The sequence below is a fragment of the Ruegeria sp. AD6 genome (assembly GCF_056542325.1).
In genome coordinates this window covers 197,453-224,270 of the sequence record NZ_JBQFZQ010000002.1, presented here as the reverse complement: position 1 = coordinate 224,270, position 26,818 = coordinate 197,453, and the positions used below count along the sequence as shown (strand labels likewise).

The 26,818-nt window shown below is 61.1% G+C and carries 23 protein-coding genes and 1 tRNA gene; 13 read left to right on the top strand and 11 right to left on the bottom strand.

All coding sequences use genetic code 11. From position 1 onward, the window contains the following. Positions 1 to 31: 31 nt before the first annotated feature. From ACR0KJ_RS08030 to xdhA, 7 genes are all read right to left on the bottom strand, one after another. Positions 32 to 1,105, bottom strand: coding sequence for a BMP family ABC transporter substrate-binding protein (locus ACR0KJ_RS08030; protein WP_170452758.1), 1,074 nt, complete (start codon positions 1,103 to 1,105; stop codon positions 32 to 34). A 31-nt stretch (positions 1,106 to 1,136) separates the two neighbouring features. Continuing rightward, complete coding sequence (locus ACR0KJ_RS08025) at positions 1,137 to 2,057, bottom strand: ABC transporter permease (RefSeq protein ID WP_170452756.1); 921 nt, start codon at positions 2,055 to 2,057, stop codon at positions 1,137 to 1,139. After that, positions 2,057 to 3,139 (bottom strand): ABC transporter permease, encoded by a 1,083-nt coding sequence (locus ACR0KJ_RS08020; RefSeq protein WP_170452754.1) that lies wholly within the window; start codon positions 3,137 to 3,139, stop codon positions 2,057 to 2,059. The genes ACR0KJ_RS08025 and ACR0KJ_RS08020 overlap by 1 nt, the downstream gene beginning before the upstream one ends. Positions 3,140 to 3,202: 63 nt before the next feature. After that, a complete protein-coding gene (locus tag ACR0KJ_RS08015; protein WP_170452752.1) occupies positions 3,203 to 4,720 on the bottom strand; it encodes an ABC transporter ATP-binding protein in 1,518 nt (505 codons plus the stop codon). After that, complete coding sequence (xdhC, locus tag ACR0KJ_RS08010; RefSeq protein ID WP_480626379.1) at positions 4,717 to 5,652, bottom strand: xanthine dehydrogenase accessory protein XdhC; 936 nt, start codon at positions 5,650 to 5,652, stop codon at positions 4,717 to 4,719. The genes ACR0KJ_RS08015 and xdhC overlap by 4 nt, the downstream gene beginning before the upstream one ends. Further along, positions 5,652 to 8,054 (bottom strand): xanthine dehydrogenase molybdopterin binding subunit, encoded by a 2,403-nt coding sequence (gene xdhB, locus ACR0KJ_RS08005; RefSeq protein ID WP_480626378.1) that lies wholly within the window; start codon positions 8,052 to 8,054, stop codon positions 5,652 to 5,654. The genes xdhC and xdhB overlap by 1 nt, the downstream gene beginning before the upstream one ends. Further along, positions 8,051 to 9,448: a xanthine dehydrogenase small subunit gene (xdhA, locus tag ACR0KJ_RS08000; protein WP_480626377.1), complete on the bottom strand. Its 1,398-nt coding sequence runs from the start codon at positions 9,446 to 9,448 to the stop codon at positions 8,051 to 8,053. The genes xdhB and xdhA overlap by 4 nt, the downstream gene beginning before the upstream one ends. 344 nt (positions 9,449 to 9,792) lie before the next feature. Here xdhA and dnaE point away from each other — a divergent pair, with 344 nt between their 5' ends. From dnaE to ACR0KJ_RS07985, 3 genes are all read left to right on the top strand, one after another. Continuing rightward, a complete protein-coding gene (gene dnaE / locus ACR0KJ_RS07995) occupies positions 9,793 to 13,320 on the top strand; it encodes a DNA polymerase III subunit alpha (protein WP_480626376.1) in 3,528 nt (1,175 codons plus the stop codon). 77 nt (positions 13,321 to 13,397) lie between these two features. Continuing rightward, positions 13,398 to 13,610 (top strand): YMGG-like glycine zipper-containing protein, encoded by a 213-nt coding sequence (locus ACR0KJ_RS07990; RefSeq protein ID WP_170631923.1) that lies wholly within the window; start codon positions 13,398 to 13,400, stop codon positions 13,608 to 13,610. Between the two features lie 5 nt (positions 13,611 to 13,615). Then, positions 13,616 to 13,984, top strand: a complete 369-nt coding sequence (locus ACR0KJ_RS07985) for a hypothetical protein (RefSeq protein WP_480626447.1) — start codon at positions 13,616 to 13,618, stop codon at positions 13,982 to 13,984. Positions 13,985 to 13,988: 4 nt separating this feature from the next. On the opposite strand, the gene ACR0KJ_RS07980 is transcribed toward ACR0KJ_RS07985, so the two are convergent. Beyond that, on the bottom strand, positions 13,989 to 14,183 hold the full coding sequence (locus tag ACR0KJ_RS07980) for a SlyX family protein (RefSeq protein WP_480626375.1): 195 nt from the start codon (positions 14,181 to 14,183) through the stop codon (positions 13,989 to 13,991). 126 nt (positions 14,184 to 14,309) lie between these two features. On the opposite strand from ACR0KJ_RS07980, the gene hisS reads away from it, so the two are divergent. The 3 genes from hisS to hisG are packed head-to-tail and all read left to right on the top strand — an operon-like array spanning position 14,310 to position 17,581. Next, entirely contained in the window at positions 14,310 to 15,797 is a 1,488-nt protein-coding gene (hisS, locus tag ACR0KJ_RS07975) for a histidine--tRNA ligase (protein WP_480626374.1), read from the top strand. Between the two features lie 3 nt (positions 15,798 to 15,800). Further along, the gene (locus ACR0KJ_RS07970; protein WP_480626373.1) at positions 15,801 to 16,889 is read left to right on the top strand and encodes an ATP phosphoribosyltransferase regulatory subunit; all 1,089 of its coding nucleotides are present in this window, start codon (positions 15,801 to 15,803) and stop codon (positions 16,887 to 16,889) included. Continuing rightward, on the top strand, positions 16,886 to 17,581 hold the full coding sequence (hisG, locus tag ACR0KJ_RS07965; protein ID WP_170521640.1) for an ATP phosphoribosyltransferase: 696 nt from the start codon (positions 16,886 to 16,888) through the stop codon (positions 17,579 to 17,581). Before ACR0KJ_RS07970 ends, hisG begins: the two co-directional genes overlap by 4 nt. Here hisG and ACR0KJ_RS07960 read toward each other — a convergent pair. Together ACR0KJ_RS07960 and ACR0KJ_RS07955 are read right to left on the bottom strand one after the other, a co-directional pair. After that, positions 17,578 to 17,961, bottom strand: a complete 384-nt coding sequence (locus ACR0KJ_RS07960; RefSeq protein WP_480582684.1) for a hypothetical protein — start codon at positions 17,959 to 17,961, stop codon at positions 17,578 to 17,580. The genes hisG and ACR0KJ_RS07960 overlap by 4 nt on opposite strands. 97 nt (positions 17,962 to 18,058) lie before the next feature. Next, entirely contained in the window at positions 18,059 to 18,490 is a 432-nt protein-coding gene (locus tag ACR0KJ_RS07955; protein ID WP_170631930.1) for a DUF1489 domain-containing protein, read from the bottom strand. 127 nt (positions 18,491 to 18,617) lie between these two features. Between ACR0KJ_RS07955 and ACR0KJ_RS07950 the strand changes: the two genes are divergently transcribed. The 4 genes from ACR0KJ_RS07950 to rpsD all read left to right on the top strand — a co-directional run bounded on the left by ACR0KJ_RS07950 (position 18,618) and on the right by rpsD (position 22,618). Next, positions 18,618 to 18,725: transfer RNA gene (locus tag ACR0KJ_RS07950), tRNA-OTHER, on the top strand. A gap of 27 nt (positions 18,726 to 18,752) precedes the next feature. Further along, positions 18,753 to 21,035 (top strand): adenosylcobalamin-dependent ribonucleoside-diphosphate reductase, encoded by a 2,283-nt coding sequence (locus ACR0KJ_RS07945; protein ID WP_170521645.1) that lies wholly within the window; start codon positions 18,753 to 18,755, stop codon positions 21,033 to 21,035. Between the two features lie 186 nt (positions 21,036 to 21,221). Continuing rightward, positions 21,222 to 21,686: a hypothetical protein gene (locus ACR0KJ_RS07940; protein ID WP_480626372.1), complete on the top strand. Its 465-nt coding sequence runs from the start codon at positions 21,222 to 21,224 to the stop codon at positions 21,684 to 21,686. A 311-nt stretch (positions 21,687 to 21,997) separates the two neighbouring features. After that, positions 21,998 to 22,618 carry a 30S ribosomal protein S4 gene (gene rpsD / locus ACR0KJ_RS07935; RefSeq protein WP_039537647.1) on the top strand — a complete coding sequence of 207 codons (621 nt, stop codon included), beginning with the start codon at positions 21,998 to 22,000 and terminating at the stop codon, positions 22,616 to 22,618. 129 nt (positions 22,619 to 22,747) lie between these two features. On the opposite strand, the gene ACR0KJ_RS07930 is transcribed toward rpsD, so the two are convergent. After that, on the bottom strand, positions 22,748 to 23,209 hold the full coding sequence (locus ACR0KJ_RS07930; RefSeq protein WP_170631936.1) for an Lrp/AsnC family transcriptional regulator: 462 nt from the start codon (positions 23,207 to 23,209) through the stop codon (positions 22,748 to 22,750). A gap of 102 nt (positions 23,210 to 23,311) precedes the next feature. Here ACR0KJ_RS07930 and ACR0KJ_RS07925 point away from each other — a divergent pair, with 102 nt between their 5' ends. The 3 genes from ACR0KJ_RS07925 (at position 23,312) to ACR0KJ_RS07915 (ending at position 26,795) form a co-directional block, all read left to right on the top strand. Then, positions 23,312 to 24,727 (top strand): aminotransferase class V-fold PLP-dependent enzyme, encoded by a 1,416-nt coding sequence (locus ACR0KJ_RS07925; RefSeq protein ID WP_480626371.1) that lies wholly within the window; start codon positions 23,312 to 23,314, stop codon positions 24,725 to 24,727. A 65-nt stretch (positions 24,728 to 24,792) separates the two neighbouring features. Beyond that, the gene (gene hisC, locus ACR0KJ_RS07920; RefSeq protein WP_480626370.1) at positions 24,793 to 25,878 is read left to right on the top strand and encodes a histidinol-phosphate transaminase; all 1,086 of its coding nucleotides are present in this window, start codon (positions 24,793 to 24,795) and stop codon (positions 25,876 to 25,878) included. Then, the gene (locus ACR0KJ_RS07915) at positions 25,875 to 26,795 is read left to right on the top strand and encodes a prephenate/arogenate dehydrogenase family protein (protein WP_480626369.1); all 921 of its coding nucleotides are present in this window, start codon (positions 25,875 to 25,877) and stop codon (positions 26,793 to 26,795) included. The genes hisC and ACR0KJ_RS07915 overlap by 4 nt, the downstream gene beginning before the upstream one ends. The last annotated feature ends 23 nt before the right edge of the window (positions 26,796 to 26,818 follow it).

Below are 26,818 nucleotides of genomic sequence, written 5' to 3'. Positions count from 1 at the left end.
GCGGGCTTTCTCTGTTTGCTTGACTTAGGACTTACTGCGGAATTTCGCCTTCCAGCCCCTCGACATAGAAGTTCATGCCAGCCAGCGTACCGTCATCAGCGGTTTCGCCCTCGGCCAGCCAGTCACTGCCGTCCTGCTTCTTCAGCGGGCCGGTGAAGGGGTGGTATTCACCCGCAGCCATGGCGGCTTTCAGCGCCAGCGCCTCTTCTTTGACATCAGCCGGAACGGCGTCAGTGATTTCACCGATTGCGACCATGCCTTCGCGGATACCATCCCAGGTGTTGGCGCTTTCCCATGTGCCATCCATGACGGCCTGGGTCCGTGCAATGTAATATGGTGCCCAATCATCGATGATCGACGACACGCGCGGGAATGGCGCGTATTCGCTCATGTCCGAGGCCTGACCAAAGGTGACCACGTTGCCTGCCTCTTGCGCTGCCGCTTGCGGCGCGGTCGAGTCGGTGTGTTGCAGGATCACGTCCGCGCCCTGTTCGATCAGAACGGTGGCGGCGTCAGCTTCTTTCGCCGGGTCGAACCAAGTGTAGGCCCAGACGATCTTGAACTCGACATCCGGGTTCACCTTCTTGGCGTGGATATAGGCCGAGTTGATGCCACGGATCACTTCGGGGATCGGGTACGAGCCGATATAACCGATGATGTTCGATTCCGTCATGTTTCCGGCGATATGGCCCTGAACCGCGCGACCTTCGTAAAACCGGGCCGAGTACACGGAAACGTTGTCGGCAGTCTTATACCCGGTGGCGTGTTCGAATTTTACATCCGGAAACTTCTTGGCCACGTTGATGGTCGGGTCCATGTAACCGAACGAGGTTGTAAAGATCAGATCCGCGCCTTCCAGCGCCATCTGGGTCATCACACGCTCGGCGTCGGGGCCTTCGGGAACGGACTCGACGAACACGGTTTCAACCTTGTCGCCAAAGTGTTCTTCCACGGCCAGACGGCCCTTGTTGTGTTCATAGGTCCAGCCGCCGTCGCCCACGGGGCCGACATATACAAAGCCGACCTTGGTTTTGTCTTCGGCCATGGCCCCCGAGGCCAGACCCAGCGCCATGGCGGCGCTTGCCAGAAGTGATGTGAATTTCATGTGTTACTCCCCAAGTTGGTTCAGTTGGCCCCTAGTGTGAGGCATGGAAGATCCGGCCCAGTGAGGCAGGTGCGCTGCTCTTGTCGGCCGAAAGGATCACAAGCACAAGGATCGTGATGATATAGGGCGACATTGCCAGATACTCGACAGGGATGGCAACGCCCGCTGCCTGCAAATTAAGCTGCAACACTGTGATTCCGCCGAACAAATAGGCGCCCAGCAAGGCGCGCCAGGGTTTCCAGCTGGCAAACACCACCAGCGCCAAGGCGATCCATCCCACGCCAGCCGTCATGCCCTCGGTCCATTGCGGCACGCGGATCAGGCTGATGTAAGCCCCGCCCAGGCCCGCGCAGGCCCCGCCGAACAGGATCGCCAGAATGCGGATCTTGATGACCTTGTAGCCCAGGGCATGTGCCGCGTCGTGGTTTTCGCCCACTGCACGCAGGATCAGACCGACGCGCGTGTATTTCAGCGTGGCCCAAACAGCGGCGGTCAACGCAATGCCGACATACAGGATCGGATCATGCTGGAACAGGATCGGCCCAATCACCGGGATATCACTGATCAAGGGAATATGGATGTCGCCCATGCTGGGGGGTTTGACCCCGACATAGCTTTGACCCATCAGCGCACTGAACCCCAGTCCAAACAGCGTCAGCGCCAAACCACTTGCCACCTGATTGGCCAGTGCCACCTGCGTCAGCAGCACAAACAGCAGGGACAGCACGGCGCCGCCAATCGCGGCAGCAATAAAGCCCAGCCAGGGTGAGCCGGTCTCGACCGAGATCGCAAAGCCGCTGATCGCGCCCACGATCATCATGCCCTCGACGCCAAGGTTCAGAACGCCAGCCTTTTCGACGACCAGCTCTCCGATCGCGGCCAGCAGCAGGGGGGTTGCGGCCACCATCAGCGAGGCGACCAGAAGGACGGGGTTAATCTCACCAAGATCCATTACGCTACCTCGCTACGGGCCGCACGGATGCGGTAGTTGGTCAAAAGATCGAAAGCCAGCAGGAAGAACAGCAGCATCCCCTGGAATACCTGAATGGCGGCGGCGGGCAGGCCCAGTTGGGATTGCGCAATCTCGCCGCCGATATAGGTCAGCGCCATCAGGCCACCGGCCAGCAGGATACCCACCGGATGCAACCGGCCCAGAAAGGCCACGATGATCGCGGTAAAGCCATAGCCCACGTTAAAGTCGATGCTGACCACGCCCGAGGGACCGGACACTTCGAACATCCCGGCAAGCCCTGCCAGCGCGCCGGACAGGCCCAGACAGAACAGGATCAGCCGCGCCGGGTTCACGCCTGCGAATTTCGCGGCCCTTGGGGCCTCGCCGGTCAGGCGGATGTGGAAGCCCAGCATGTGCCGGTTCAACAGCACATAGGCAAAGATCACCGCGATCAGCGCGGTCACGACGCCCCAATGCATCCCCGAACCGGCGATCAGCTCAGCATTATGCGCGCTGTCATAAGATTGCAGGTTGCGCGAGCCAGGAAAGCCGAACCCTTCGGGGTTTTTCAACAGCCCCAGCGAGACCGAGGCCAGCATCTGCTCGGCCACATAGACCAGCATCAGCGACACAAGGATTTCGTTGGTGCCGAACCGCACTTTCAGAAAGGCCGGGATCATCGCCCAGAGCCAACCGCCAAAGGCCCCGGCAACCACCATGATCGGAAAGATATAGAACGCCTCTAGCGGATAAAACGCCAGACCAGCGCCCGCGCCGAAAATGGCGCCCATGATATACTGCCCCTCGGCCCCGATATTCCAGATGCCCGCGCGAAAGCCAAGCGACAGACCAATGGCGATCAAAACCAACGGCGCGCCTTTCACCAGCAATTGCGGGCGATAGTAAAAGGCGAACTCACCGAACAGAGGATCCCAGAAAATGGTGCCAATGGCCTCGACCGGGTTCTTGCCCAAAATGGCGAATAGAATGCCACCAAACACCATGGTCGCCAGCACCGCCACCAAGGGGGTCGCATAAGACCACGCCTTCGACGGCTGCGGCCGCTTCTCCAACACAATCACCTGCTCATCCCCCCAAGTTCTTCATCTTTTTGTAAATACTCCCGCCGGAGGCGGCTCAACAGATCACACATGCGCCACCTCCATGCCATGCGCGCCGCCCATCATCAGGCCGATCTCGTCCACGGTCAGACCCGTCGTCGGGCGTGGCGCGCTCAGTCGTCCTTCGTTCAAGGCGGCAAAGCTGTCCGAGATTTCCATCAACTCATCCAGATCCTGCGAGATACAGACAACCGCTGTCCCCTTGGCCGCCAAATCCAGAATCGCCTGACGGATCGAGGCCGCAGCCGCCGCGTCCACACCCCAGGTCGGCTGGTTCACCACCAGAACGTCCGGGTCCTGCAGCACTTCGCGTCCGATCACGAATTTCTGCAGATTGCCGCCTGACAGCGACCGCGCCGCATTTTCCGGCCCCGGCGTGCGCACGTCGAACGCCTTGATGATCTTCTCGGCGAAACCCTTGGTCTCTGCCCATTTCAGAAAACCGTTGCTCTCCAGCCCTTCGCGGACAGATCCGGTCAGCAGGGCATTCTCAGTCAGGCTCATGTCCGGTGCCGCCGCATGGCCCAGCCGTTCCTCGGGTGCTGTCAGCACGCCCAGCTTCCGGCGCGCGCTCGGTCCAAGTTTGCCAACCGGCTGTCCGTTGAACTTGATTGCATCAGCGGCTGTCGTGATTTCACCCGACAGAACCCCCAGCAATTCATCTTGTCCGTTCCCGGCAACGCCACCAATGCCCAGAACCTCACCCTTGCGGACGGTCATATGTACGTTCTTCAACGCCGTCCCGAATTCCGATGGCGACGGCACCGACAAGCCGCTGACATCCAGCGCAACCTCGCCGAACGCGCGACCGGACCGTTCCGGCGTCTGCAGGGTCGAGCCCACCATCATTTCGGCCATATCCCGCGCCGAGGTCTCGGACGGCACGCATTCACCCACATTTTTGCCCAGACGCAGGATCGTGGCGTGGTCACACAGCGTGCGGATTTCCTCCAGCTTGTGCGAGATATACAGGATCGAGGTGCCCTCGGACCGCAGCTTGTTCAGCGTCTCGAACAGGATTTCGACCTCCTGCGGGGTCAGCACGCTGGTCGGTTCGTCCATGATCAACAGCTTGGGATCTTGCAGCAGACACCGAATGATCTCGACCCGCTGGCGTTCACCCGCAGACAGATCACCGACCGTGCGGTACGGGTCCAGCGGCAGGCCATAGGTCTCGGACACTTGCCGAATACGCGAGGCCAGATCGCCCATCGGGGGCGGGTTCTCCATCCCCAAAGCGATGTTCTCGGCCACATTCAGCGCGTCAAACAGCGAGAAATGCTGGAACACCATCGCAATGCCGTCTGCCCGCGCCGCGCGGGGCTCAGGTGGGGCAAAGGGTTGGCCGCGCAGCAGCATTGTGCCGCTGTCAGGCTTCACCAGCCCGTAGATCATCTTGACCAGCGTGGATTTCCCCGCGCCGTTTTCGCCCAGCAGGGCGTGAACCTCGCCTTCGCCAATGTCAAAAGACACCTGATCATTGGCCACGACGCCGGGATAGGCTTTGGTCAGCCCTTGCAAGCTTAGAAGTGGAGTGGTCACGCGCTCAGGTCCTTCTTCAATTCGTTCCGCCGGGCCGGGCGCAGCAGCTGTGCCGCGACGCCAACGGCGATCATCTGCGGGTGTTTGCCCAGGCCGGGGTCCCCGATTGGACAGGTGATCCGGCTGATCCGCTCGGGCGAATGCCCAAGGGCCGCCAACCGCGACCGGAATCGCGCCCATTTCGTAGCCGAGCCAATCAGCCCAGCAAAGCGGAAATCGTGCAAAAGCAGCCGGTTGCACAGTTCCAAGTCCAGAGTGTGTGAATATGTCAGCACAAGGTGTTCGGCATCACGGGGCGCATGGCGCACCAGTTCCGCCGGTTTTGCCGCCGGGACGACGGTAACGCCGCGCGGCACGGTTTCGGGGAAGCGCTCTGGCCCGGTATCAACCCATGTGATCGCCAGATCGGGCAGGGGTGACAGGACATCAACCAACGCCCGGCCCACATGGCCAGCGCCCCATATCCAGAGATTGCGAGCCGGTTGGTGAACCGGTTCGATCATCCATCCGTCAATCAGTTGCGGGTCTGGCTCGATGCCCTGACCCCGCGCCCGCGCCAGCAGCCGTTTGACGGACAGGGGCATTTCGCCACCCGAAACCGGGCGAGCGATGAACTTGTCATCCAGAGTGTTGACCGCATCAAGGTCATAAACCTCGCTCAGCAGCGATACCGCCCCGCCGCAGCACTGGCCCATATCCGGGCCAAGCGCTTGTTGGCTCAGCCGTACCCGATCGGTCTGATGGCGCGCGGCTTGCGCCGCCTGATACTCCAACGTACCGCCGCCGATGGTGCCCGATTGCCCGCCCTCCCAGACCAGCATCGCGGCACCGACCTCGCGCGGGGACGACCCTTTAATCCCGGCTATGACCAACCGGACCACTTTTCCGTGGGTTTTGACCGCCTCCCTCAAAGCCTCCAGATCAAATCCCATCAGATGCCTCCCTTCATCCTTTGGACACCTCGCCAGACTTCCTCGGCCGTGGCGGGGGCATCCAATGCCGGGTATCCATCCCCGCAGGCCGCCACTGCATTCGACAGCGCCAGCCAGGCCGAGATGCCCAGCATGAAGGGCGGCTCTCCCACCGCTTTCGAGCGATAGATCGTATCCTCGCGGTTTTCACCGTCCCACAACGCGACGTTGAAGATGTCGGGCCGGTCGGAACAGGCGGGGATTTTATAGGTCGAGGGCGCATGGGTGCGCAGATTGCCCTTGTGGTCCCAGACCAGTTCCTCGGTCGTTAGCCAGCCCGCGCCTTGCACATAGCCACCTTCGACCTGTCCGATATCCAGCGCGGGGTTCAGCGAGGCCCCTGCGTCATGCAGAATATCCGTGCGCAGAATGCGGTTTTCGCCGGTCAGAGTATCTACGGCAACTTCGGTCACCGAGGCCCCATAGGCGAAGTAGAAGAACGGGCGACCCCGGCCCTTGATCCGATCCCATTCGATCTTGGGCGTCTTGTAGAAACCGGTCGCCGACAGGCTGACCCGGCCCTGATAGACCAGCGCAGCAGCCTCGGCGAAGGTATAGCGTTCCTCACCGACCGACACATGCCCGTCCGAGAAGGTCACGGTCGACGGATCGGCCTGATGCCGTTCGGCCAGATAGTCAGCCATCCGGTCGCGGATCGTGTCGCAGGCGGCCTTGACCGCCATGCCGTTCAGGTCACTGCCCGAGGATGCCGCCGTGGCCGAGGTATTGGGCACCTTGGCGGTATCGGTGGCGGTGATCTTCACCATCTCAAGCGGGATATCAAAGCGCGAGGCTGCGACCTGCGCCACCTTCTGGAACAGGCCCTGACCCATTTCCGTGCCGCCATGGTTCAGGTGGACCGAGCCGTCCTGATAGACATGCACCAGCGCCCCCGCCTGATTCAGGTGGGTCAGCGTGAAGGAGATACCGAACTTGACCGGAGAGAAGGCGATGCCCTTCTTGATAACAGCGTTTTCGGCGTTCCATTTCTCGATAGCGGCCTTGCGCGCGGTATAGTCGCTGGATTTCAGCAACGCCTCGGTCATGCCGTGCAGTTCGAAATCGCTGACCTCCATGCCGTAGGGGGTGGTGTTGCCGCCTGCGGGCAGGGGGCGCACTGGGGCGTTGCCGGTCTCAACCGCGCCGCGGCTGGTCAGGTCTTCGTGCGGGTCGGGGTGACCGAGCGGTTTTTCCGTGAGAACAGGGTCAGCAACAACATGCGCAGGCTCGTAGTAGTTCCGCCGCCGCAGTTCGACCGGGTCCAGTCCCAGTTCATGCGCGGCGTGATCCATCACGCGCTCGATCCCGACCATGCCCTGAGGACCTCCGAACCCGCGATAGGCGGTGGCGGATTGGGTGTTGGTTTTCAGCCGGTGGCTTTCGATGCGCGCGTTGGGCAGCAGATAGGCATTGTCCGAATGCAGCATGGCGCGGTCGGCGACAGGCAGGGACAGGTCCTGCGCCCAGCCACAGATCGCATATTGCAGGAACGAGACGCCCTGAATGTGACCATTGTCATCGAACCCGGCCTTGTAAGAAATCCGGAACGCGTGGCGCTTGCCGGTGATGGTCATGTCATCGTCGCGGTCATAGCGCATCTTGCAGGCTTTGCCGGTTGCCCGCGCCGCCACGGCGCAGGCAACGGCCAGAGCGTTGCCCTGACTTTCCTTGCCGCCAAAGCCTCCGCCCATTCGCCGGGTCTCAACCCGGACCGCGTGCATGGGCACGCCCAGGGCGTCCGCCACCTTGTGCTGAATCTCGGTCGGGTGCTGGGTCGAGCTGTGGACCAGCATGTCGCCGCCCTCGTTCGGCACGGCCAGCGCGGCCTGCCCTTCGAGGTAGAAATGCTCCTGCCCGCCGATCTCGAACGTGCCTTCGATCACATGGGCCGCACCCGCGATGGCCGCGTCGGCGTCGCCTTTGGCGTAGATGCGCGGGCCGTCTTCGAACCGGCTGTCGGCGGCCAGAGCCTCTTCGACCGTCAGGATCGGGGTGCCTTCGGCATAATCGATCTGCCCCAGACGCGCGGCTTTGCGGGCGGCCAGATGGCTGGTGGCGATAACCAGAAATACCGGCTGGCCGATATAGTGAACGGTGCCGTCCGACAGTAGCGGCTCATCGTGGATCGAGGGCGAGACGTCGTTGGCAAAGGGCAGGTCGTCCGCGGTCAGGACCGCGACGACCCCGTCGGCGACCTTCGCCGCAGACAGGTCCATCGCGGTGATCCTGCCCTTGGCGATCGGGCTGAGACCAAAGGCCAGATGCAGCGATCCTTTGGGGGTCGGGATGTCGTCCACATAGCGCGCGGTGCCCGAGACATGCAGCGGGGCCGCGTCATGCGGCAGGGGTTTGGTCACGCTCATGCCGATACCTCCAGCACGTTTGTCACCTCGCCCTGATCTTCGAGGAAGTACCTTTCCAGCATCGCTTTGGCGGTTTCCAGTCGATAGGTGGCCGAGGCGCGCATGTCCGTGAGTGGTGTGAAATCGTCGGCAAAGGCGGAACGCGCGGCCTGAATGGTGTCGCGGGTCCAGGATTTGCCGATCAAAGCAGCCTCGACCTGAGTTGCCCGTTTCGGGATGGCTGCCATGCCGCCAAACGCGATGCGCGCCTGGGTGATGGTGCCGTCCGAGACGGTGATGTTGAAACAGCCGCAGACGGCCGAGATATCCTGATCGAACCGTTTGCTGAGTTTATACGCCTTCAGCCGGTCGGGTTGACGCGGAAAGCTGACGGCCTCGACGAACTCACCGGGGGTGCGGTCCTGTTTGCCGTAGTCGATAAAGAACTGCTCAAGCGGCAGGGCCCGGCGGGTGTCGCCTTTGCGCAGGTGCAGCGTGGCGTTCAGCGCGATCAGGGCGGGCGGGTTGTCCCCGATGGGCGAGCCGTTGGCGATGTTGCCGCCCACGGTGGCCGCGTGGCGCACCTGAACGCTGGCGTAACGGCGGATCATTTCGGCGTAGGAAGGGTGCAGATCGGCCAGCGCCGCGCCCATGCGGTTCATATCGACCATCGCGCCAAAGCGGATTTCGTCATCGGTGATGCTGATCTGTTTCAGGTCGTCGCAGCGGCTGAGGAAAATCACCGGGTCCAGATCGCGCAGCTGCTTGGTAACCCAAAGCCCGACATCGGTGGCCCCGGCGATCAGGGTGGCGCTTGGGTGTTCAGCGTAAAGAGCTGCCAGTTCGTCGGAGTTGTTGGGGAGGAAGGGGGGCTCTGCCCCCCGGCCTGCGGCCTCCCCCCGAGGTATTTTTGAACAAGAGAAGGACTGGTCGTTGGTGATCCAGTCCGGTGTCGGTTTTGGTTCGGCGGCTTGGGCGGCGCGGATGATCGGGGCGTAGCCGGTGCAGCGGCAGAGGTTTCCGGCCAGTTGCGTGTCGTGATCGGTGGCACCGGTGGCGTGGCTTGCGACCATCGACATCACGAAGCCCGGGGTGCAGAAGCCGCATTGCGAGCCATGCAGGTCGACCATGGCCTGTTGCACCGGGTGGGCTTCGCCGTTTGGACCGCTGGCCCCTTCGACGGTGCGGACCGCTTTGCCGTGTAACTGGGGCAGGAACAGAATGCAGGAATTGAGCGCCTTGTGGCCATCCGCATCCGTCACCATGACGGTGCAGGCGCCGCAGTCGCCTTCGTTGCAACCTTCCTTGGTGCCGGTCAGGCCGCGATCCTCGCGCAGCCAGTCCAGCAGGGTGGCTGTCGGATCGACATCCGCCAGTTCCACTGTCTCTCCGTTCAGAAGAAACGTGATCGTCATACGAGAAACCCGTCGCGTTACCCGGTTGCGCCCTTGGGTGCCCTCCTTCGATGCGACGTAGAAAGAGTGGCGGGCGGAGTGCTTGCCGTGTGATGTTAGAAACAGGGCAGGTTCTCTGGCAAGAAAAACTGCCTATGTGATGTACCATTACCCCCAGTCGGCGCGAAGGTGCGGGTTTTCAGTAATGTTCAGGCGATTGAAATTAAAGCGTTTTTTGCAGCGGCCTAGCCGCGCCCCCCGAAGCACCTTCTGAAAAAGACGAATAATCAGCGCCGATTTTTTAGGCATCCCAAAGCGTCGGTTCCCGCTTTTGCCGCGCCTCTGGCTGGGATAGCGTAGGGGTCATGAGCAGTTCCCCACGATTCATTCACCTCCGCGTTCACACCGAATATTCCCTGCTGGAAGGCGCCGTGCGGCTGAAAAAGCTGCCCGCGCTTTGTGAGAAGGCCGAGATGCCCGCCGTTGCGGTGACCGACACCAATTCGATGTTCTCGGCACTGGAATTTTCCGTCACTGCCAGCGGGGCCGGGGTACAGCCGATCATGGGCTGTCAGGTCGATCTGACCTATGTGCAGGCGCAGCCCGGTGAAAAGCCCAAAGCGCCCGCGCCGCTGGTGCTGCTGGCGCAGTCCGAGGTGGGGTATGAGAACCTGATGAAGCTGAGTTCCTGCCTGTATGTGGACAAGGGCGGGCAGTTGCCACAGGTCACGCTGGACGAGTTGGCGGAACGGTCGGATGGTCTGATCTGCCTGTCCGGCGGGCCGGACGGGCCGGTGGGAATGCTGTTGCAGCAGGGGCAGCGCCCGGCGGCTGAGGCTTTGGTAGACCGGCTGGCGGGGATGTTCCCGGATCGGCTGTATATCGAGTTGCAGCGCCATCCGGGTGAAGGTGGCCAGCCCGAGGCCGAGCGTCTGACCGAGCAGGGCCACGTCGAGATGGCCTATGCCAAGAACCTGCCGCTGGTTGCCACCAATGACGTCTATTTCCCGACCTCGGATATGTATGAGGCGCATGACGCGCTGATCTGTATCTCGGAAGGGGCCTATGTCGACCAGCAGGAGGGCCGCCGCCGTCTGACTGCGCAGCATTATTTCAAGTCGCAGCAGGAGATGGTGACGCTGTTCGCCGATCTGCCCGAGGCGATAGAAAACACGGTCGAGATCGCGCGGCGTTGCGCCTTCATGGCTTATCGCCGCGATCCCATCCTGCCGAAATTTGCCGATGACGAAGTCGCGGAACTGCGCCGCATCGCCAACGAAGGCTTGCAGAAACGTTTGGCGGTGATCCCCCATGCGGTGAGCGCGGATGAATATCAGGAGCGGCTGGACTTCGAGCTCGGCATCATCGAAGGCATGGGCTTTCCGGGCTACTTCCTGATCGTTGCGGATTTTATCCAATGGGCCAAGGATCACGATATCCCGGTGGGGCCGGGGCGGGGCTCGGGCGCGGGCTCGCTGGTGGCCTATGCGCTGACGATCACCGACCTTGATCCGCTGCGCTATTCGCTGCTGTTTGAACGGTTCCTGAACCCGGAACGGGTCTCGATGCCCGATTTCGATATCGACTTTTGCATGGATCGCCGCGAAGAGGTGATCCGTTATGTGCAGCAGAAATACGGGCGTGACAAGGTGGGGCAGATCATCACCTTTGGTGCCTTGCTGTCCAAGGCCGCCGTGCGCGATATCGGGCGGGTGCTGCAGATGCCCTATGGGCAGGTGGACCGCCTGTCCAAAATGATACCAGTGGAGGGCGTCAAACCTGTATCTATTGAAAAGGCGCTGAAAGACGAACCCCGCCTGCGCGAAGAGGCGCGCAACGAAGAGGTTGTGGAACGCCTGCTGAATTATGGTCAGCAGGTCGAAGGGTTGCTGCGAAATGCCTCGACCCACGCCGCCGGGGTCGTGATCGGCGACCGGCCTCTGGACGCGCTGGTGCCGCTGTATCAGGATCCGCGATCCGACATGCCTGCGACCCAGTTCAACATGAAATGGGTGGAACAGGCCGGGTTGGTAAAATTCGACTTTCTGGGTCTGAAAACGCTGACCGTGATCCAGAATGCGATGGACCTGATCTTCAAATCCGGGCGGCCCTTGCATGTGGCGGCGGATGGCACGGAGCTTTATGAACCCGCCGACGGGGCCGAGAACCAGATCAATGCCATCCCGCTGGATGATGAGGCGACATACAAGCTTTATTCAGCGGCCAAGACGGTGGCGGTGTTCCAGGTGGAATCCACCGGGATGATGGATGCGCTCAAGCGTATGAAACCCACCTGTATCGAGGATATCGTGGCGCTGGTGGCGCTCTATCGTCCCGGCCCGATGGAGAATATCCCGACCTATTGCGAGGTCAAAAACGGGCTGCGGAAAATCGAATCCGTTCACCCTCTGATCGACCATATCCTTGAAGAAACGCAGGGCATCATCGTTTATCAGGAACAGGTGATGCAGATCGCTCAGGTGATGGCGGGGTACAGCCTTGGCGGGGCCGACCTGCTGCGCCGCGCGATGGGTAAAAAGATCAAAGAGGCGATGGATGCCGAGCGGCCCAAGTTTGAAAAGGGTGCCGGTGAGAATGGGGTGGACGCCAAGAAGGCGTCCGAAGTTTTCGACCTGCTCGAGAAATTCGCCAACTACGGCTTCAACAAGTCCCACGCCGCGGCCTATGCGGTGGTCAGCTATCAGACCGGTTGGCTGAAGGCGAACCATCCGGTCGAGTTCATGGCGGGCGTCATGAACTGCGATATCCACCTGACTGACAAGCTGGCTGTTTATTTCGAAGAGGTGCGTAAGGGGTTGGAACTGCCCTATGTGCCGCCCTGCGTGAACCGCTCGCTGGCGACGTTTGATGTGGTCGAAGGGCATCTGGTCTATGCGCTGGGCGCGTTGAAAAACGTGGGCGTCGAGGCGATGAACCTTGTGGTCGAGGGGCGTCGCGCCGCAGGCGCGCAGGACGAAAATGCCGACAAGCCGTTTGTCAACCTGTTCGACTTTGCCCGCCGTGTTGACCTGAAAAAGGTCGGCAAGCGCCCGCTGGAAATGATGGCGCGGGCCGGGGCCTTTGATCAGCTCGACAAGAACCGCCGCCGGGTGTTCGAAAGCCTTGATCCGCTGGTGCAGTATTCGGCGGCGATCCAAGAACAGAAGAACTCGAACCAGGTGTCGCTGTTTGGTGAGGCAGGGGACGACCTGCCCGAACCCCGCCTGTTGCCCACTCCCGACTGGCTGCCTGCCGAACGGCTGAGCGAAGAGTTCAAGGCCATCGGCTTTTACCTGTCTGGTCACCCGCTGGACGACTATATGCCTGCGCTGAAACGCAAACAGGTTCTGACGCTGGATGAGGTGACGGAAAAGGCGCGCTCGGGCCCGTTGATCGCCAAAATGGCCGGTGTCGTGGCCGGGCGGCAGGAACGGAAATCCGCGCGCGGCAATCGGTTCGCCTTTGCTCAGCTCTCGGACCCGACGGGGGCATATGAGGTTACGCTGTTCTCGGACACGTTGGAGAAATGCCGCGAGTTTCTGGAAACCGGCGCGCAGGTGGTCCTGACGGCCGAGGCAACCATGGAGGCCGATCAGTTGAAACTGCTGGGCCGCTCGGTTGGTCCGGCGGATTCGGTTGTTGCCGAGGCCGAGGCAACCGGCCTGCGCATCTTTGTGGAGCAACCGCAGGTCCTGTCCACCGTCGCCACGGTGCTGGCGGACGCGGCGAGCGTCGCCAAGGGGGCGTCGAAGGGGCCAATTCAGGTCTGTTTGATGGACCCGACCTTGCCGGGCGATGTCGAGATGGATCTGGGGCAGGAGTTCCCGATCAACCCGCAGATCAAGGGCGCGATCAAATCGCTGGATGGCGTTGTGTCGGTCGAGGAGGTCTGACCGCGAACCGTCTCGGTTGCCACAGAGTCAGTGCGCCGCTAGGCTGAACCAAAGGGACTGTCAGGGAGGGTACCCTTATGACGAACACGAGCTTAAGTTTCCGGGCGTTAGCACTTGCAACCGTGGCGTCTGTGGCGCTGGCGACATCTGCTTTGGCGGACGACAAGAAGAAAAAGAAAACAATCGAAGGCGCATTGATCGGAGCGGGTGTCGGCGCTTTGATCGGCGACGGCAAGGGCGCAGCGATCGGCGGCGTGGCCGGTGCGATTATCGGACATAACTGGAAATGAACGTGATGCGTATGACCCAGTCCAAAATCGCCGCTGCCGGGCTTTGCCTGTCACTGCCGGGCGGCGCGTTCGCTGACGACGCAGCAGAGCAGATGGTGCAGGATGCATTACCCGTGATGCATTATACCTGCGCCTCGATCGCCGAAGAGGCGGATGGCGACGAAGCCTTTGTTGTCGCCGTTGTCGAAAAGATGACGGCCCTGTCGCTTTATAATCGTCAGATCAATATCGAAGATCACGCAACCACGGACGCGGAAAAAGCCCAACTGCGCGAAGCCTTCATCGCGGCGCTGTCCGAGGGTTGCGCGGCTGATAAGAATGCCCTTTTGGGCGGTGTGGTCGATAACGCGGTGAAATCCACGCTGGGGTTGTGACCCCTCAGTAATGCGGCGGGCGTTCGTCGCCATAGACGATGCCGCCTGATCCTTCCTGCGCCCGCTCGGCCTCGCGTTGATACAGCATCGCGACCCGGCGGGTCAGGCGGTCGATTTCATCCTGTTGCGCGGTGACGATCGTGTTCAGCTCTTCCACCATGCGGGTCAGATGGGCGATCTGTTCTTCCAAATGCTGCATTGCGGGCTCCTTCCGCGACGGTCATAGCGGGCCTTTGGGGCCAAGGCCAGCCAAAGCGCGCCTTGCCCCGATGCGGGCCATGGGATAGACCGCGCGCGGAACACTAAACGCCCAAGGACGCCCCACATGGCCAAGCCCAAGAAACAGCCCCGCCCCAAGGCCATCACGCCGAAAGGGTTCCGCGACTATTTCGGCCAGGAAGTCACGCAGCGCACCGAGATGCTGCGGGCTATTGCGGATGTCTATCATCGTTACGGGTTCGACGCCTTGGAAAGCAGCGCGGTTGAGACCGTCGAGGCGCTGGGCAAGTTCCTGCCCGACGTGGATCGCCCGAACGAGGGTGTCTTTGCATGGCAGGAAGTGGACGAAAACGATAAGGGCGACTGGATGGCCCTGCGCTATGACCTGACCGCGCCTTTGGCTCGTGTCTATGCGCAGCACCGTAACGATCTGCCGACGCCCTATCGCCGCTATGCGATGGGACCGGTCTGGCGGAATGAAAAGCCGGGGCCGGGGCGCTATCGCCAGTTTTATCAGTGTGACGCGGATACGGTGGGCACGGTCTCGATGGCTGCGGATGCCGAGATTTGCGCGATGCTGTCGGACACGCTGGAAACCGTCGGCATCCCGCGCGGCGACTATCTGGTGCGGGTCAATAACCGCAAGGTTCTGAATGGTGTGCTTGAGGCGATGGGGCTTGGCGAAGACGCCGCTGCCCGCGACAACGTTCTGCGCACCATCGACAAGTTCGATAAGGTGGGTGAGGCCGGGGTACGCGAGTTGCTGACCAAGGGTCGCCTGGATGCCTCGGGTGCGTTCATCGACGGTGTGGGTCTCAGCGATGATCAGGCCGAGCCGGTGATTGCCTTCCTGACGTCAAAGGCCGCTGATACTGCCGGAACGCTGGCCAACCTGCGCGCCGCCGTGGGCGACAGCAAGATCGGTGCAGACGGCATTGCCGAATTGGAACAGATCGGCGCGCTGCTGGATGCAGGCGGATACGGTGCGGACCGGATCGAGATTGACCCCTCGGTCGTGCGGGGGCTCGGCTACTACACTGGGCCGGTCTATGAGGCCGAACTGACCTTCGAGATTTTCGACGAGAAAGGCCGCAAGCGGCAGTTCGGCTCGGTCTCGGGCGGTGGTCGCTACGACGATCTGGTCAAACGCTTTACCGGGCAGGAGGTTCCCGCAACCGGCGTGTCCATCGGCGTTGACCGCCTGCTGGCCGCTCTGCGGGAAAAGGGCCGGATCGCCGCGCAGGCCACCGGCCCCGTGGTTGTCACCGTGATGGACCGTGACCGCATGGCCGATTATCAGGCGATGGTCGCGGAACTGCGCAATGCGGGCATCCGGGCTGAGGTTTATCTGGGCAATCCCAAGAACTTTGGCAATCAGCTGAAATATGCGGACAAGCGAAACTCTCCGATTGCGGTGATCGAAGGTGGTGACGAAAAGGCGGGGGGGATCGTGCAGATCAAGGACCTGATCCTTGGCGCCAAGATCGCCGAAAGCGCCACGCTGGAGGAATGGAAAGAACGCCCCAGCCAGTTCGAAGTGCCGCGCGGCGATCTGGTCGCCAAGGTCCGCGAAATTCTGGACAGTCAGGACTGACCCATGCCCAACCGTTCCCAGATACAGGCCCGCGCCGCGATGATGCGGGTGCGGTTCGAGGCCGCCGGGGCGCAAGTGGTGGACACGCCGCTGCTGCAACCGGCGGACACGCTGCTGGACCTCTATGGCGAAGACATCCGCGCCCGCGCCTATGTCACCTCGGACGCGCTGCGCGGTGAACAGATGTTGCGCCCGGATTTCACGCTGCCCGTGGTGCAGATGCATATGAACGATGGGGCCGAGCCCGCGCGCTATACCTATTCCGGCGAGGTGTTTCGGCGGCAGGAACACGACCCGGACCGGTCCAACGAATACATTCAGGTGGGGTACGAGGTCTTTGACCGCAATGACCCCGCCGGCGCGGATGCCGAGGTATTCTCGCTGTTTGCGTTGCAATTGCGCGGGCTGCCTCTGCGTGCTGCAACAGGGGATATCGGTATTCTGACGGCCGCCGTTCAGGGTTTGCGGACGACCGACAGACGCAAGGATGCGCTGATGCGGCATCTGTGGCGCCCGCGCCGGTTCCGCACTCTGCTGGACCGGTTCGCCGGACGTAAGGCTGGCCCCGAAGGGCGCGATACGCTGTTGGATGCTGCCGACCCTCTGGCCATCGACGCCCCGATGATCGGCAAACGCCGCGCATCCGAGATCGAGGCGCGGATTGAAGCCTTGCGCGAGGATCGTGACACACCGCCGATTTCCGACAATGAGCTGGTCGGGCTGGAAACGCTGCTGAACGTGCGCGAAACCATGCCTTTCGCGCTGGAGCAACTGCGCGACGTGGTCGTCGACCTGCCGCAGATCACCCCGGCGCTGGACCGGCTCGAGGCGCGGGTGGCCTCGCTTCAGGCGCGTGGCGTCGATGTCGAACGGCTGGATTTCGAGGCCGCCTATGGCCGCACGTCGATGGAATATTATGACGGGTTTGTCTTTGGCTTCTACGCCGAGGGCCGCCCCGACCTGCCACCGATTGCCACCGGCGGGCGCTATGACGCGCTGACGCGGCAATTGGGCAACGGCGCGGAAATCCCCGCCGTGGGCGGCGTACTGCGCCCGGACCTGATGCTTGAGGTTGAGGAGGACGCGCAATGAGCCTGAAACTGGGCGTGCCCTCGAAGGGCCGGTTGATGGACAAGACCTTTTCGTGGTTCGAAAAGCGCGGCATCACCCTGTCGCGCAGCGGCTCGGACCGGGAATATGCCGGTAAGGTCGAAGGCATTGATGGCGTCTCCCTGATCCTGTTGTCCGCCGGGGAAATCCCCCGCGAACTTGCGGCGGGGCGTATTCATCTGGGTGTAACCGGCATCGATCTGGTGCAGGAAAAACTGCCACGTTGGGAACAGCAGGTCGAAGAAGTCTCGCGGCTTGGGTTCGGCAAGGCCGACCTGATCATCGCCACGCCCGCCTGCTGGGTGGATGTGGATACGCTGGACGATCTGGATGCGGCAGCGGCGGCGTTCCGCAAGGCTCACGGCCACCGGCTGCGGATTGCCACCAAATATCACCGTTTGGTGCGGGAGTTTCTAACGGACGCAGGCGTGGCCGATTACACGCTGGTCGACAGTCAGGGCGCGACCGAGGGCACGGTGATGAACGAAACCGCCGAGGCGATTGCGGACATTACATCCAGCGGCGAAACACTGCGCGCCAATCACCTGAAAATCCTGACGGACGGGCTTGTGTTGCAGTCACAGGCGACCCTGTGGCGCAGCCGGGTGGCCAGTTATTCGCCTGATGACAAGCGGGTGCTTGCAGAAGTGATGGACCGGGTGAGCAAAACCTAATCAGGGGCAGCGGTCACAGATTTGCTGACGTCAAAACGTTTTGACCCGCACGTCCCCTTCCATTTTTTGAAAACGACATTCTTTCTCAGGTCGAATGTCATAGTGCCGGTGTTGCCGCCTCCGCAGTTCGCGCTGTCGAAGCTGAAACTGATGGATTGCTTTTTGCTGTTCCCCGAAACGCTGGCGCCGTTGATGTTTTGCAGCGTGGAGGATGTGATACCTGCAATGTTGCCGCTGGCAATGGTGACCGTCACTGGAAAGGGGTTTTTTGAAGGTACTGTCAGGCTGTATTTTCCGTCCTTTGGGGCAGCAAGAACGCTCGTTCCACCTGCCACACAAACAGCCGCCAATAAAATTGTCCGGATTTGTCCATTCATCATAAAGTGCCCTCGTTAACTTAATAAATTAAATGGGCACTTTACGTGTTTTTTGGCGCATCCACAACGCGCAGACCTGAGGACGAGTTGACGTTGGTTTTTACAGCACCCCGATTTCCGCCAGCGCGCGGTTTAGATCGTCGGGCAGGGCGTCGTCCTGTTCGCGGGTTTTCGGCAGGTCGGCAGGGGTGTCCTCGGGCTTGAGGTAACGCCAGCCTTGAAACGGGCGTTTCAGGGCGGTTTGGGTGCGATGCACCTCGGGGTCCAGCACGATGGCGCAGCGGCGGATGCCGTCGTCGCCGCGGACCTCGTCCAGACGCAGGATGCGCTGGCGGCATTGGATGACGCCCTTGATCACCCAATAGATTGACCCGCCATTCAGAATCTCGGCCTCGCGCTTGGGCCACATGCGGGTGACATGGCGCGGGCAGCCGTCCTCGTACAACGGCTTGCGGCTGTCCTGCCACGCCTGCAGGGTCTCGACGCTTTCCGAGCCGACCGAGAGTTTTATGAGGTTTACGTAGTTATCCACAGCTTTCCCACAGAGTCGTCCCAAGCCTAGCCATTATATTGTAGTCCGAGATGTTCTATCATCAACCTGTTGTAGCGGCGTAGGTCGCTGCTGTATTGTGAGGGTCCGTCGACGAATCGACGTAAAACGTGGCGTAGCTCAAAGGATAGAGCGCCTCGCTTTCGAGTGGTCTTGGTGTGGTGCCAAATAGGCTACGGCGAGGAGGATGCGGGTTCAAGTCCCGCCGCCGCGTCCAACCTAATTTTTTGATATCGGAGCACCAATGAGCCGCTTTGCCGCCCCCATCGCCGAGCAGATCTGGGACATGAAATACCGTTTCAAACAGGCGGATGGCACGCCCATCGACCAGACGGTCGAGGACAGCTGGCGGCGCATCGCCCGTGATCTGGCACGGGTCGAGAAAGATCCGGCGCATTGGGAGGATAAGTTCTTTGCGGCGCTGGAGGATTTCAAATACCTGCCCGCTGGACGGATCACCGCAGGGGCAGGTACTGCGCGGCAGGTGACTCTGTTCAACTGTTTCGTCATGGGCACCGTACCGGACAGCATGGGCGGTATTTTCGACATGCTTAAAGAGGCGGCGCTGACGATGCAACAGGGCGGGGGCATCGGTTACGATTTCTCGACCATCCGCCCGCGCGGTGCGGATGTGCATGGGGTGGCGGCGGATGCCTCTGGCCCGCTGTCATTCATGGATGTGTGGGACGCGATGTGCCGGACGATCATGTCGGCGGGTTCTCGTCGCGGGGCGATGATGGCGACCATGCGCTGCGATCACCCGGATATCGAACAGTTCATCACAGCCAAATCCGACCCGGCCCGCCTGCGCATGTTCAACATGTCCGTGCTGGTGACCGATGCCTTCATGGAGGCCGTCAAGGCCGACGGCCCGTGGGAGCTGGTGTTCGGCGACAAAGTCTATCACACCGTTCAGGCCCGCGATCTGTGGAACAAGATCATGCAGGCGACCTATGACTATGCCGAGCCGGGTGTGATTTTCATCGACCGGATCAACAAGGCCAACAACCTCAGCTATGTTGAAACCATCGCAGCGACGAACCCATGCGGAGAGCAACCTCTGCCGCCTTATGGCGCCTGCCTGCTGGGTTCGATCAACCTGGCACGTCTGGTGGCCGAGCCGTTCGAAGATGCCGCGCATCTGGACGAGGCCGCGATGCAGGAGCTGGTCGCCACTGCCGTTCGGATGATGGACAACGTGGTGGATGCCTCGAAATTCCCGCTGCCCGAACAGGCGGCCGAGGCACAGGCCAAGCGCCGGATCGGGCTGGGTGTGACCGGTCTGGCCGATGCGCTGCTAATGCTGGGCCTGCGCTATGGGTCCGACGAGGCGGCGCGTCAGACCGAGCGCTGGTTGCACGCGATTGCCCGCGCCGCATATCTGGCGTCGGTGGACTTGGCAAAGGAGAAAGGGGCGTTCCCGCTGTTCGATGCCGAGAAATATCTGGCCAGCGGCACGATGCAGCAGATGGACGACGACGTGCGCGATGCGATCCGCGAACATGGTATCCGCAACGCTTTGCTGACCTCGATTGCGCCGACGGGGACCATATCGCTTTATGCCGGGAACGTATCTTCGGGGATCGAGCCGGTCTTTGCCTATGCCTATACGCGCAAAGTGTTGCAGAAGGACGGCTCGCGCACCGAAGAAGAGGTCGTGGATTACGCCGTGCAGATGTGGCGCGACAAGTTCGGCGACGCGGATCTGCCGGACTACTTCGTCAACGCGCAGACTTTGAGCCCGTCTGATCACGTCAAGATGCAGGCGGCAGCGCAGAAATGGATCGACAGTTCGATTTCGAAGACGATCAACTGCCCCGAAGACATCAGCTTTGACGCGTTCAAGGATGTCTATATGCAGGCCTGGGATCAGGGCTGTAAGGGTTGCACCACCTATCGCCCCAACGACGTGACGGGCTCGGTCCTGACGGTATCGGAAAGCGACGACAAGGCTCCGGGCGAAAGCGCTGATGCGCCGCATGAGGTCGATGGTGGCGAGGTCGTGTATATGTCCGAACCGCTGGATCGCCCGCAAGCTCTTGAGGGGTCGACCTACAAGCTGAAATGGCCCGACAGCGAACACGCCATCTACCTGACGATCAACGATATCGTCATCGGAGGCCGCCGCCGCCCGTTCGAGGTGTTCATCAACTCGAAGAACATGGAGCATTACGCCTGGACGCTGGCCCTGACCCGAATGATCTCGGCTGTGTTCCGTCGTGGCGGAGACGTGTCCTTTGTGGTCGAGGAACTGAAGGCGGTGTTCGATCCGCGTGGTGGGGCCTGGGTCAAGGGCAAGTATATCCCCTCGATCCTGGCGGCGATTGGCGGTGTGATCGAACAGCACATGATCAGCATCGGCTTTCTGGAAGGCGAGGGGATGGGCCTGAAATCCGACCCACAGGCGCAGGTGGTGAACATGGACGCCCCGCGCGGCAAGGCCTGCCCATCCTGTGGGCAGTTCGATATGGTCATGATCGAAGGCTGCATGACCTGTCGCAGCTGCGGCCACTCTAAGTGCGGGTAACTTATCTGTTATTTGACGTCTGACACCCGGTTGTAACAGTGAAGGGCAGCGAACTGATCGGTGCCCATTTGAATCAGTTTTGCAACAATCTTCGGATTGCTTGAATTCGGTCTCTTTTTCGCCGAATTCAGGGTTGATATGGACGTGTGAGTAAGTGGTGGGATGTTGAAAGGTTTGAGCGGGCAGATGAGACCAGGGCAAAGCGGTCGTATAGCCATATCGTGGAAACAGACAGAGCTTGATGAGCTTGAGGCGGCGCCTCTGGCTTTTTTTGTCGTTGGGGCTGCGTGGTCCTGGCGCGGGCAGGCTGTTCTGCTGAGCGATGGTGCCGAGCAAGCGGTTGAACGGGCGGGCGGTATTGGCGCTGTATCCTCTCGGACCAGTGACCGATTTGCGATTGTTCGGGAAATCTCCGGTGAGGCTTTTGGCTCGGTCGTTCTGACCAATGGCGCGCAACGGTTCAGCGCGGATCTGGTTGTTCAGGACGGCGAGATTGACCCGACCTTTGTGTTCTCGGACGGGTGCCCACCGCGCGATCAGTCTTTCTGGATCTGCGACGTTTCGGATTTTGGCGGTCAGGCGTTTATCGAGCCCCCTCAGGGCGCGACCGTCGTTACCTTTCCACTGCACGCTGTGACGCGGAAGACCTAAGCGCAGCGGCAATCCAGGCTTGGCGACCTGCGGCCTTTCGAATTGCGCCCTTTTCCCGGGAATTTCTTGCCGAATAGCTTATTGACTCTGACTGATCTGCAGATATAAGCGCGACTTCATTGGTGTTGGTGGCCCCCGCAAGGGGATGCCTGTCATGGGGGAAGCCTCAAGAGGACAACGCCCTTTATAACCCGGCACCACGCCTGGTCTGAACTGGAACTGTCCGGTCCGAGCGGAGACGCTATTTCGGCCCGAACAGTGGGAACCGGTTTTCGGATCAAGCCGAAATGCCACTTTAAAGGAGATCAGCCGTGACCAAACGCACGTCTGCCAAGTACAAAATCGACCGCCGGATGGGCGAAAACATCTGGGGTCGTCCGAAATCCCCGGTCAACCGTCGTGAATACGGCCCCGGCCAGCACGGCCAGCGCCGCAAGGGCAAACTGTCGGACTTTGGTCTGCAGCTGCGCGCCAAGCAGAAGCTGAAAGGCTACTATGGCGACCTGACCGAGAAGCAGTTCCGCCGCATCTACGCCGAAGCCGAGCGTGTCAAAGGCGACACCGGTGAAAACCTGATCGGTCTGCTGGAGCGCCGTCTGGACGCCGTTGTCTATCGCGCCAAGTTCGTGCCGACCGTGTTTGCCGCACGTCAGTTCGTGAACCACGGCCATGTCAAAGTGAACGGCAAGCGGGTCAACATCCCCAGCTACCGCGTCAAGGAAGGCGACGTGATCGAAGTGCGCGACAAGTCCAAGCAACTGGCTGTTGTTCTGGAAGCCGCTGCTCTGGCCGAGCGCGATGTGCCTGACTACATCGACGCGGATCATTCGAAAATGACCGCGACCTTCGTTCGCGCTCCGGGTCTGGGTGATGTGCCCTATCCGGTCGTCATGGAACCGAACCTGGTTGTTGAATTCTACGCGAAGAACTGATCTTCGCCGATAGACCTGATCCAAAGGGCCGCGCTTTCAGCGCGGTCTTTTTTTGTTGGAAGGGGGCGCTGCCCCCATCGCGGCAGGCCGCGATTCCCCCGAGGTATTTTCAAACAGAAGAAGAGCGGATCAGAGGGGGAGGGGGCGGGCCTCGGCGATTGCCTCCATCGCGAAATATGAGGTTACACTGTCCAGCTCGACCTTTTCGATCAGACGTTGGTAGACCTTGTCGTAGGATGCCATGTCCTGCGTGACGACTTTGAGCTGGTAATCGTAGTCGCCGCCGATGCGGTGAAAATCCACCACTTCGGGGATGGTGAGCACGTGGCGGCGAAAGGCTTGTAGCCAATCCGCCGAATGGTGGCGCGTGCGCAGCATGACGAATACCACCAGGCTGAGCCCCAGTTTTTCGCGTGCGATCCGGGCGGTGGAGCCGAGCAGGACGCCGTCTTCGTTCAGCGCCTTCAACCGCCGCCAGCAGGCGTTTTGCGACAGGCCGACCTGATCTGCCAGTTCGCGCTGGGACAGGGTGGCATCTTTTTGCAGCGCTTGCAGGATGCGAATATCAATTTGATCTAGTTTTGCGGTCATATCTGATCATATGACACAAAAAATGCGAATAGTACGCAAAAAACGGTGAAGATTTCGCGTTTCGGCTCAATCACATTGGTATTACAGAAAGGAGCCGGTGTAATGACCTTGTCCAAGTTTCGCGCAGAAATCCAATCCACCACTCGCAATTCCAAGCTGCGCGATGGGCTGATCGGAGAGAACGTTCTGATCCCGGGTCTGCACGGGGACGTATCGCTGGTTTATGCGGATTACGTCGCCTCGGGCCGCGCATTGCGGCAGGTTGAGGATTTTGTGGCCGAGCATGTTCTGCCGTTCTATGCCAACAGCCATACCGAGGCCTCTTTCTGTGGGTCTTACATGACGCGGCTTCGCCAGGAAGCGCGCGCTGAAATTGCCCGCATTGTTGGTGCGAGGGGAGACGACGCGGTGATCTTTGCCGGGTCCGGAGCCACTGCGGGTTTGAACCGGCTGGTCAGCCTTTTGGGAGTGGAGGAGGCAGACCGGCCGGTTGTTTTCATCGGGCCGTATGAGCATCACTCGAACATCCTGCCGTGGCGTGAAAGCAAGGCATTGGTGGTTGAGATTCCCGAAGCCGCGGATGGCGGGGTTGATATGGGTGCGCTGGAAGGCGCTTTGCTGCGCCATGCGGATGCGGATCTTGTGATCGGGTCGTTTTCAGCGGCATCCAATGTGACGGGGATTATCACGGATCCCGATCCGGTCACGCGGTTGCTGAAGCGCCATGGGGCGTCGGCAGTGTGGGATTACGCTGGTGGAGGGCCATATCTGCCGATGGATATGGGGCCAGAGGATGCGCGCAAGGATGCGATTGTGGTCTCTCCGCACAAGTTTCCGGGTGGGCCGGGCGCGTCGGGCGTGTTGATCGTGAACGGGCAGGCGGTGCAGCGCACCAGCCCCAGCTGGCCCGGTGGCGGGACGGTCAGTTTCGTTTCACCCTGGCGGCATGACTACAGCGCCGATCTTGCCACACGCGAAGAGGCGGGAACGCCGAATGTGATCGGGGATATCCGTGCCGCCTTGGCCTTTATCGTAAAGGACGTGGTGGGAACCGATGAAATTGCGCGGCGTGAGGCGCTGTATAACCGCATGGCGCTGGACGGCTGGAAGGACAATCCAAACCTGACTTTGCTTGGGACAGAGTCGGCGCATCGTCTACCGATCTACTCGTTCCTTGTGCGGGATAATGCGGGGCAGCCGGTGCATCAGCAGCTGTTCACGCGTATGCTCAGCGACATTTACGGTATTCAGGCCCGTGGTGGCTGTGCCTGCGCGGGGCCCTATGCGCACCGGCTGCTGGGCATCGACCGGGCGACGTCAGACGAATTGCACGCGGCGCTGTCTGCGGGAGAGGAAATGAAAAAACCCGGCTGGGTGCGGCTGAACTTCTCGTACCTCATGAGCGAAGAAACGGTTCGGTTCATCATCGACAGCGTCAATGACCTGTCCCGCCGGACTGCGGAATTTGCGCCCTATTACAACGCCGACCCGGCAACCGCGCGCTTCAAGGCCGCATGAGGGAATTGCCGCTTTTCTCAATCCGTTGAGACAGGTATGAGGGGCCGAGTTAACGGAGCCTCTCAATGACCAAGATCACCCCGCAACCCGGCATCATGGACATCGCGCTGTATCAGGGCGGCCAGTCGCATGTGGCGGGGGTCGAGCATGTGATCAAGCTGAGTTCCAACGAAAATCCGTTTGGACCCAGCCCCAAGGCGATTGAAGCTGTGCGCGATAGCGCCGCGACCTTGCATCGTTATCCCAGCACCGATCATGCCAGTCTGCGCTTTGCTATTGGCGCGCGGCACGGGCTGGACCCGGCGCGGATCATTTGCGGTGTTGGCAGTGACGAAGTGCTGCAATTCATCGCTCAGGCCTATGCGGGGCCGGGGGATGAGGTGATCTATACCGAACACGGGTTCTCGATGTACCCGATCATTGCGCGTATGGCCGGGGCGACGCCGGTTATGGTGCCGGAACGCGACCGCCATGTGGATGTCGATAACATATTGGCCGCAGTGACCGGGCAGACGCGGATTGTGTTTGTGACGAACCCGGGCAATCCGACCTCGACCATGATCCCCGAGGCCGAGCTGGAGCGTTTGGCCAGCGCACTGCCCGAAACCTGCCTGATGGTTATCGATGGGGCCTATGCCGAGTTTGTCGATGGGTTCGATGGCGGCGCCGGGTTGGTGGACGCCCATGAGAATGTGATCATGACCCGGACCTTTTCAAAGGTGTACGGTCTGGGCGGCATGCGCGTGGGTTGGGGCTATGCCCATCAGCCGATCATCGATGTGCTGAACCGGGTGCGCCAGCCCTTCAACCTGTCGCTGACGGCTCTGGCTGCGGCAAAGGCGGCGGTGAACGATGTTGAATTCCTGTCCTTCTGCCAGACCGAGAACGCGCGGCTTCGGGTTTGGCTGGCAGATGAACTGGCCAAGGTCGGCGTACCCTCGGACCCGTCCTGCACCAATTTCATACTTGCGCGCTTTGCGGATCAAGCCGAGGCCGAGGCATGTGACGACTATCTCAAAACGCAGGGTTTGATTGTGCGCCGCGTTGCAGGCTACAACCTGCCCAACGCGCTGCGGATCACCGTCGGCGATGAAGAGGCCTGCCGCCGCGTGGTTGCAGCCGTCACTGCGTTTAAAGGGGGCGCTGCATGAGCCAGATATACGACCGTGTGGCGCTGATCGGGCTGGGCCTGATCGCCTCATCCATGTTCTGGGCGATCAAACGCGCCGGGCTTGCGGGTGAGGTGACGGGCTATGCGCGCTCGGAGGCCACGCGGGAAACGGCCCGCCGGATCGGGTTGTGCGACCGCGTGTGTGACACCGCGCAAGAGGCGGTCGAAGGGGCCGATCTGGTCGTGCTGTGTGTTCCGGTTGGGGCTATGGGCGCAGTTGCCCAAGATATCGCGCCGGTTCTGAAGCCGGGCGCGACGGTGACGGATGTGGGCTCCGTCAAGCGCCACGTCATTCAGGCGGTGTCGCCGCATATTCGCGAAGGCGTGCATTTCATCCCCGCCCACCCGCTGGCCGGGACCGAGCATTCCGGCCCGGAAGCGGGGTTTGCGGAGCTTTACGACAACCGTTGGTGCTTGCTGGTGCCGGTCGAGGGCTCGGACCCCGATGCCATCGCGCGTTTGCGGGCCTTATGGGAAGGCATGGGGTCCAACGTTGATGAGATGGACGCTGATCACCACGATCTGGTGCTGGCCGTGACGTCCCATGCGCCACATCTGATCGCTTATACGATGGTGGGTGTGGCAGATGATCTGCGTCGGGTGACGGATAGTGAGGTTATCAAATACTCGGCGGCGGGTTTCCGGGATTTCACCCGGATTGCCGCATCCGACCCGACCATGTGGCGTGATGTTTTTCTAACCAACAAGGATGCAACGCTGGAAATCCTTGGGCGCTTCACCGAGGAACTGTTTGCCCTGCAACGCGCCATCCGCACCGGGGACGGGGATCATCTGTTCGACTATTTCACCCGCACACGTGCGATCCGGCGCGGGATTATCGATGCGGGTCAGGACACGGACGCGCCGGACTTTGGCCGGGGAAAGGTCAGTTCGTGACACGTGTCCGGGGGCATATCCTG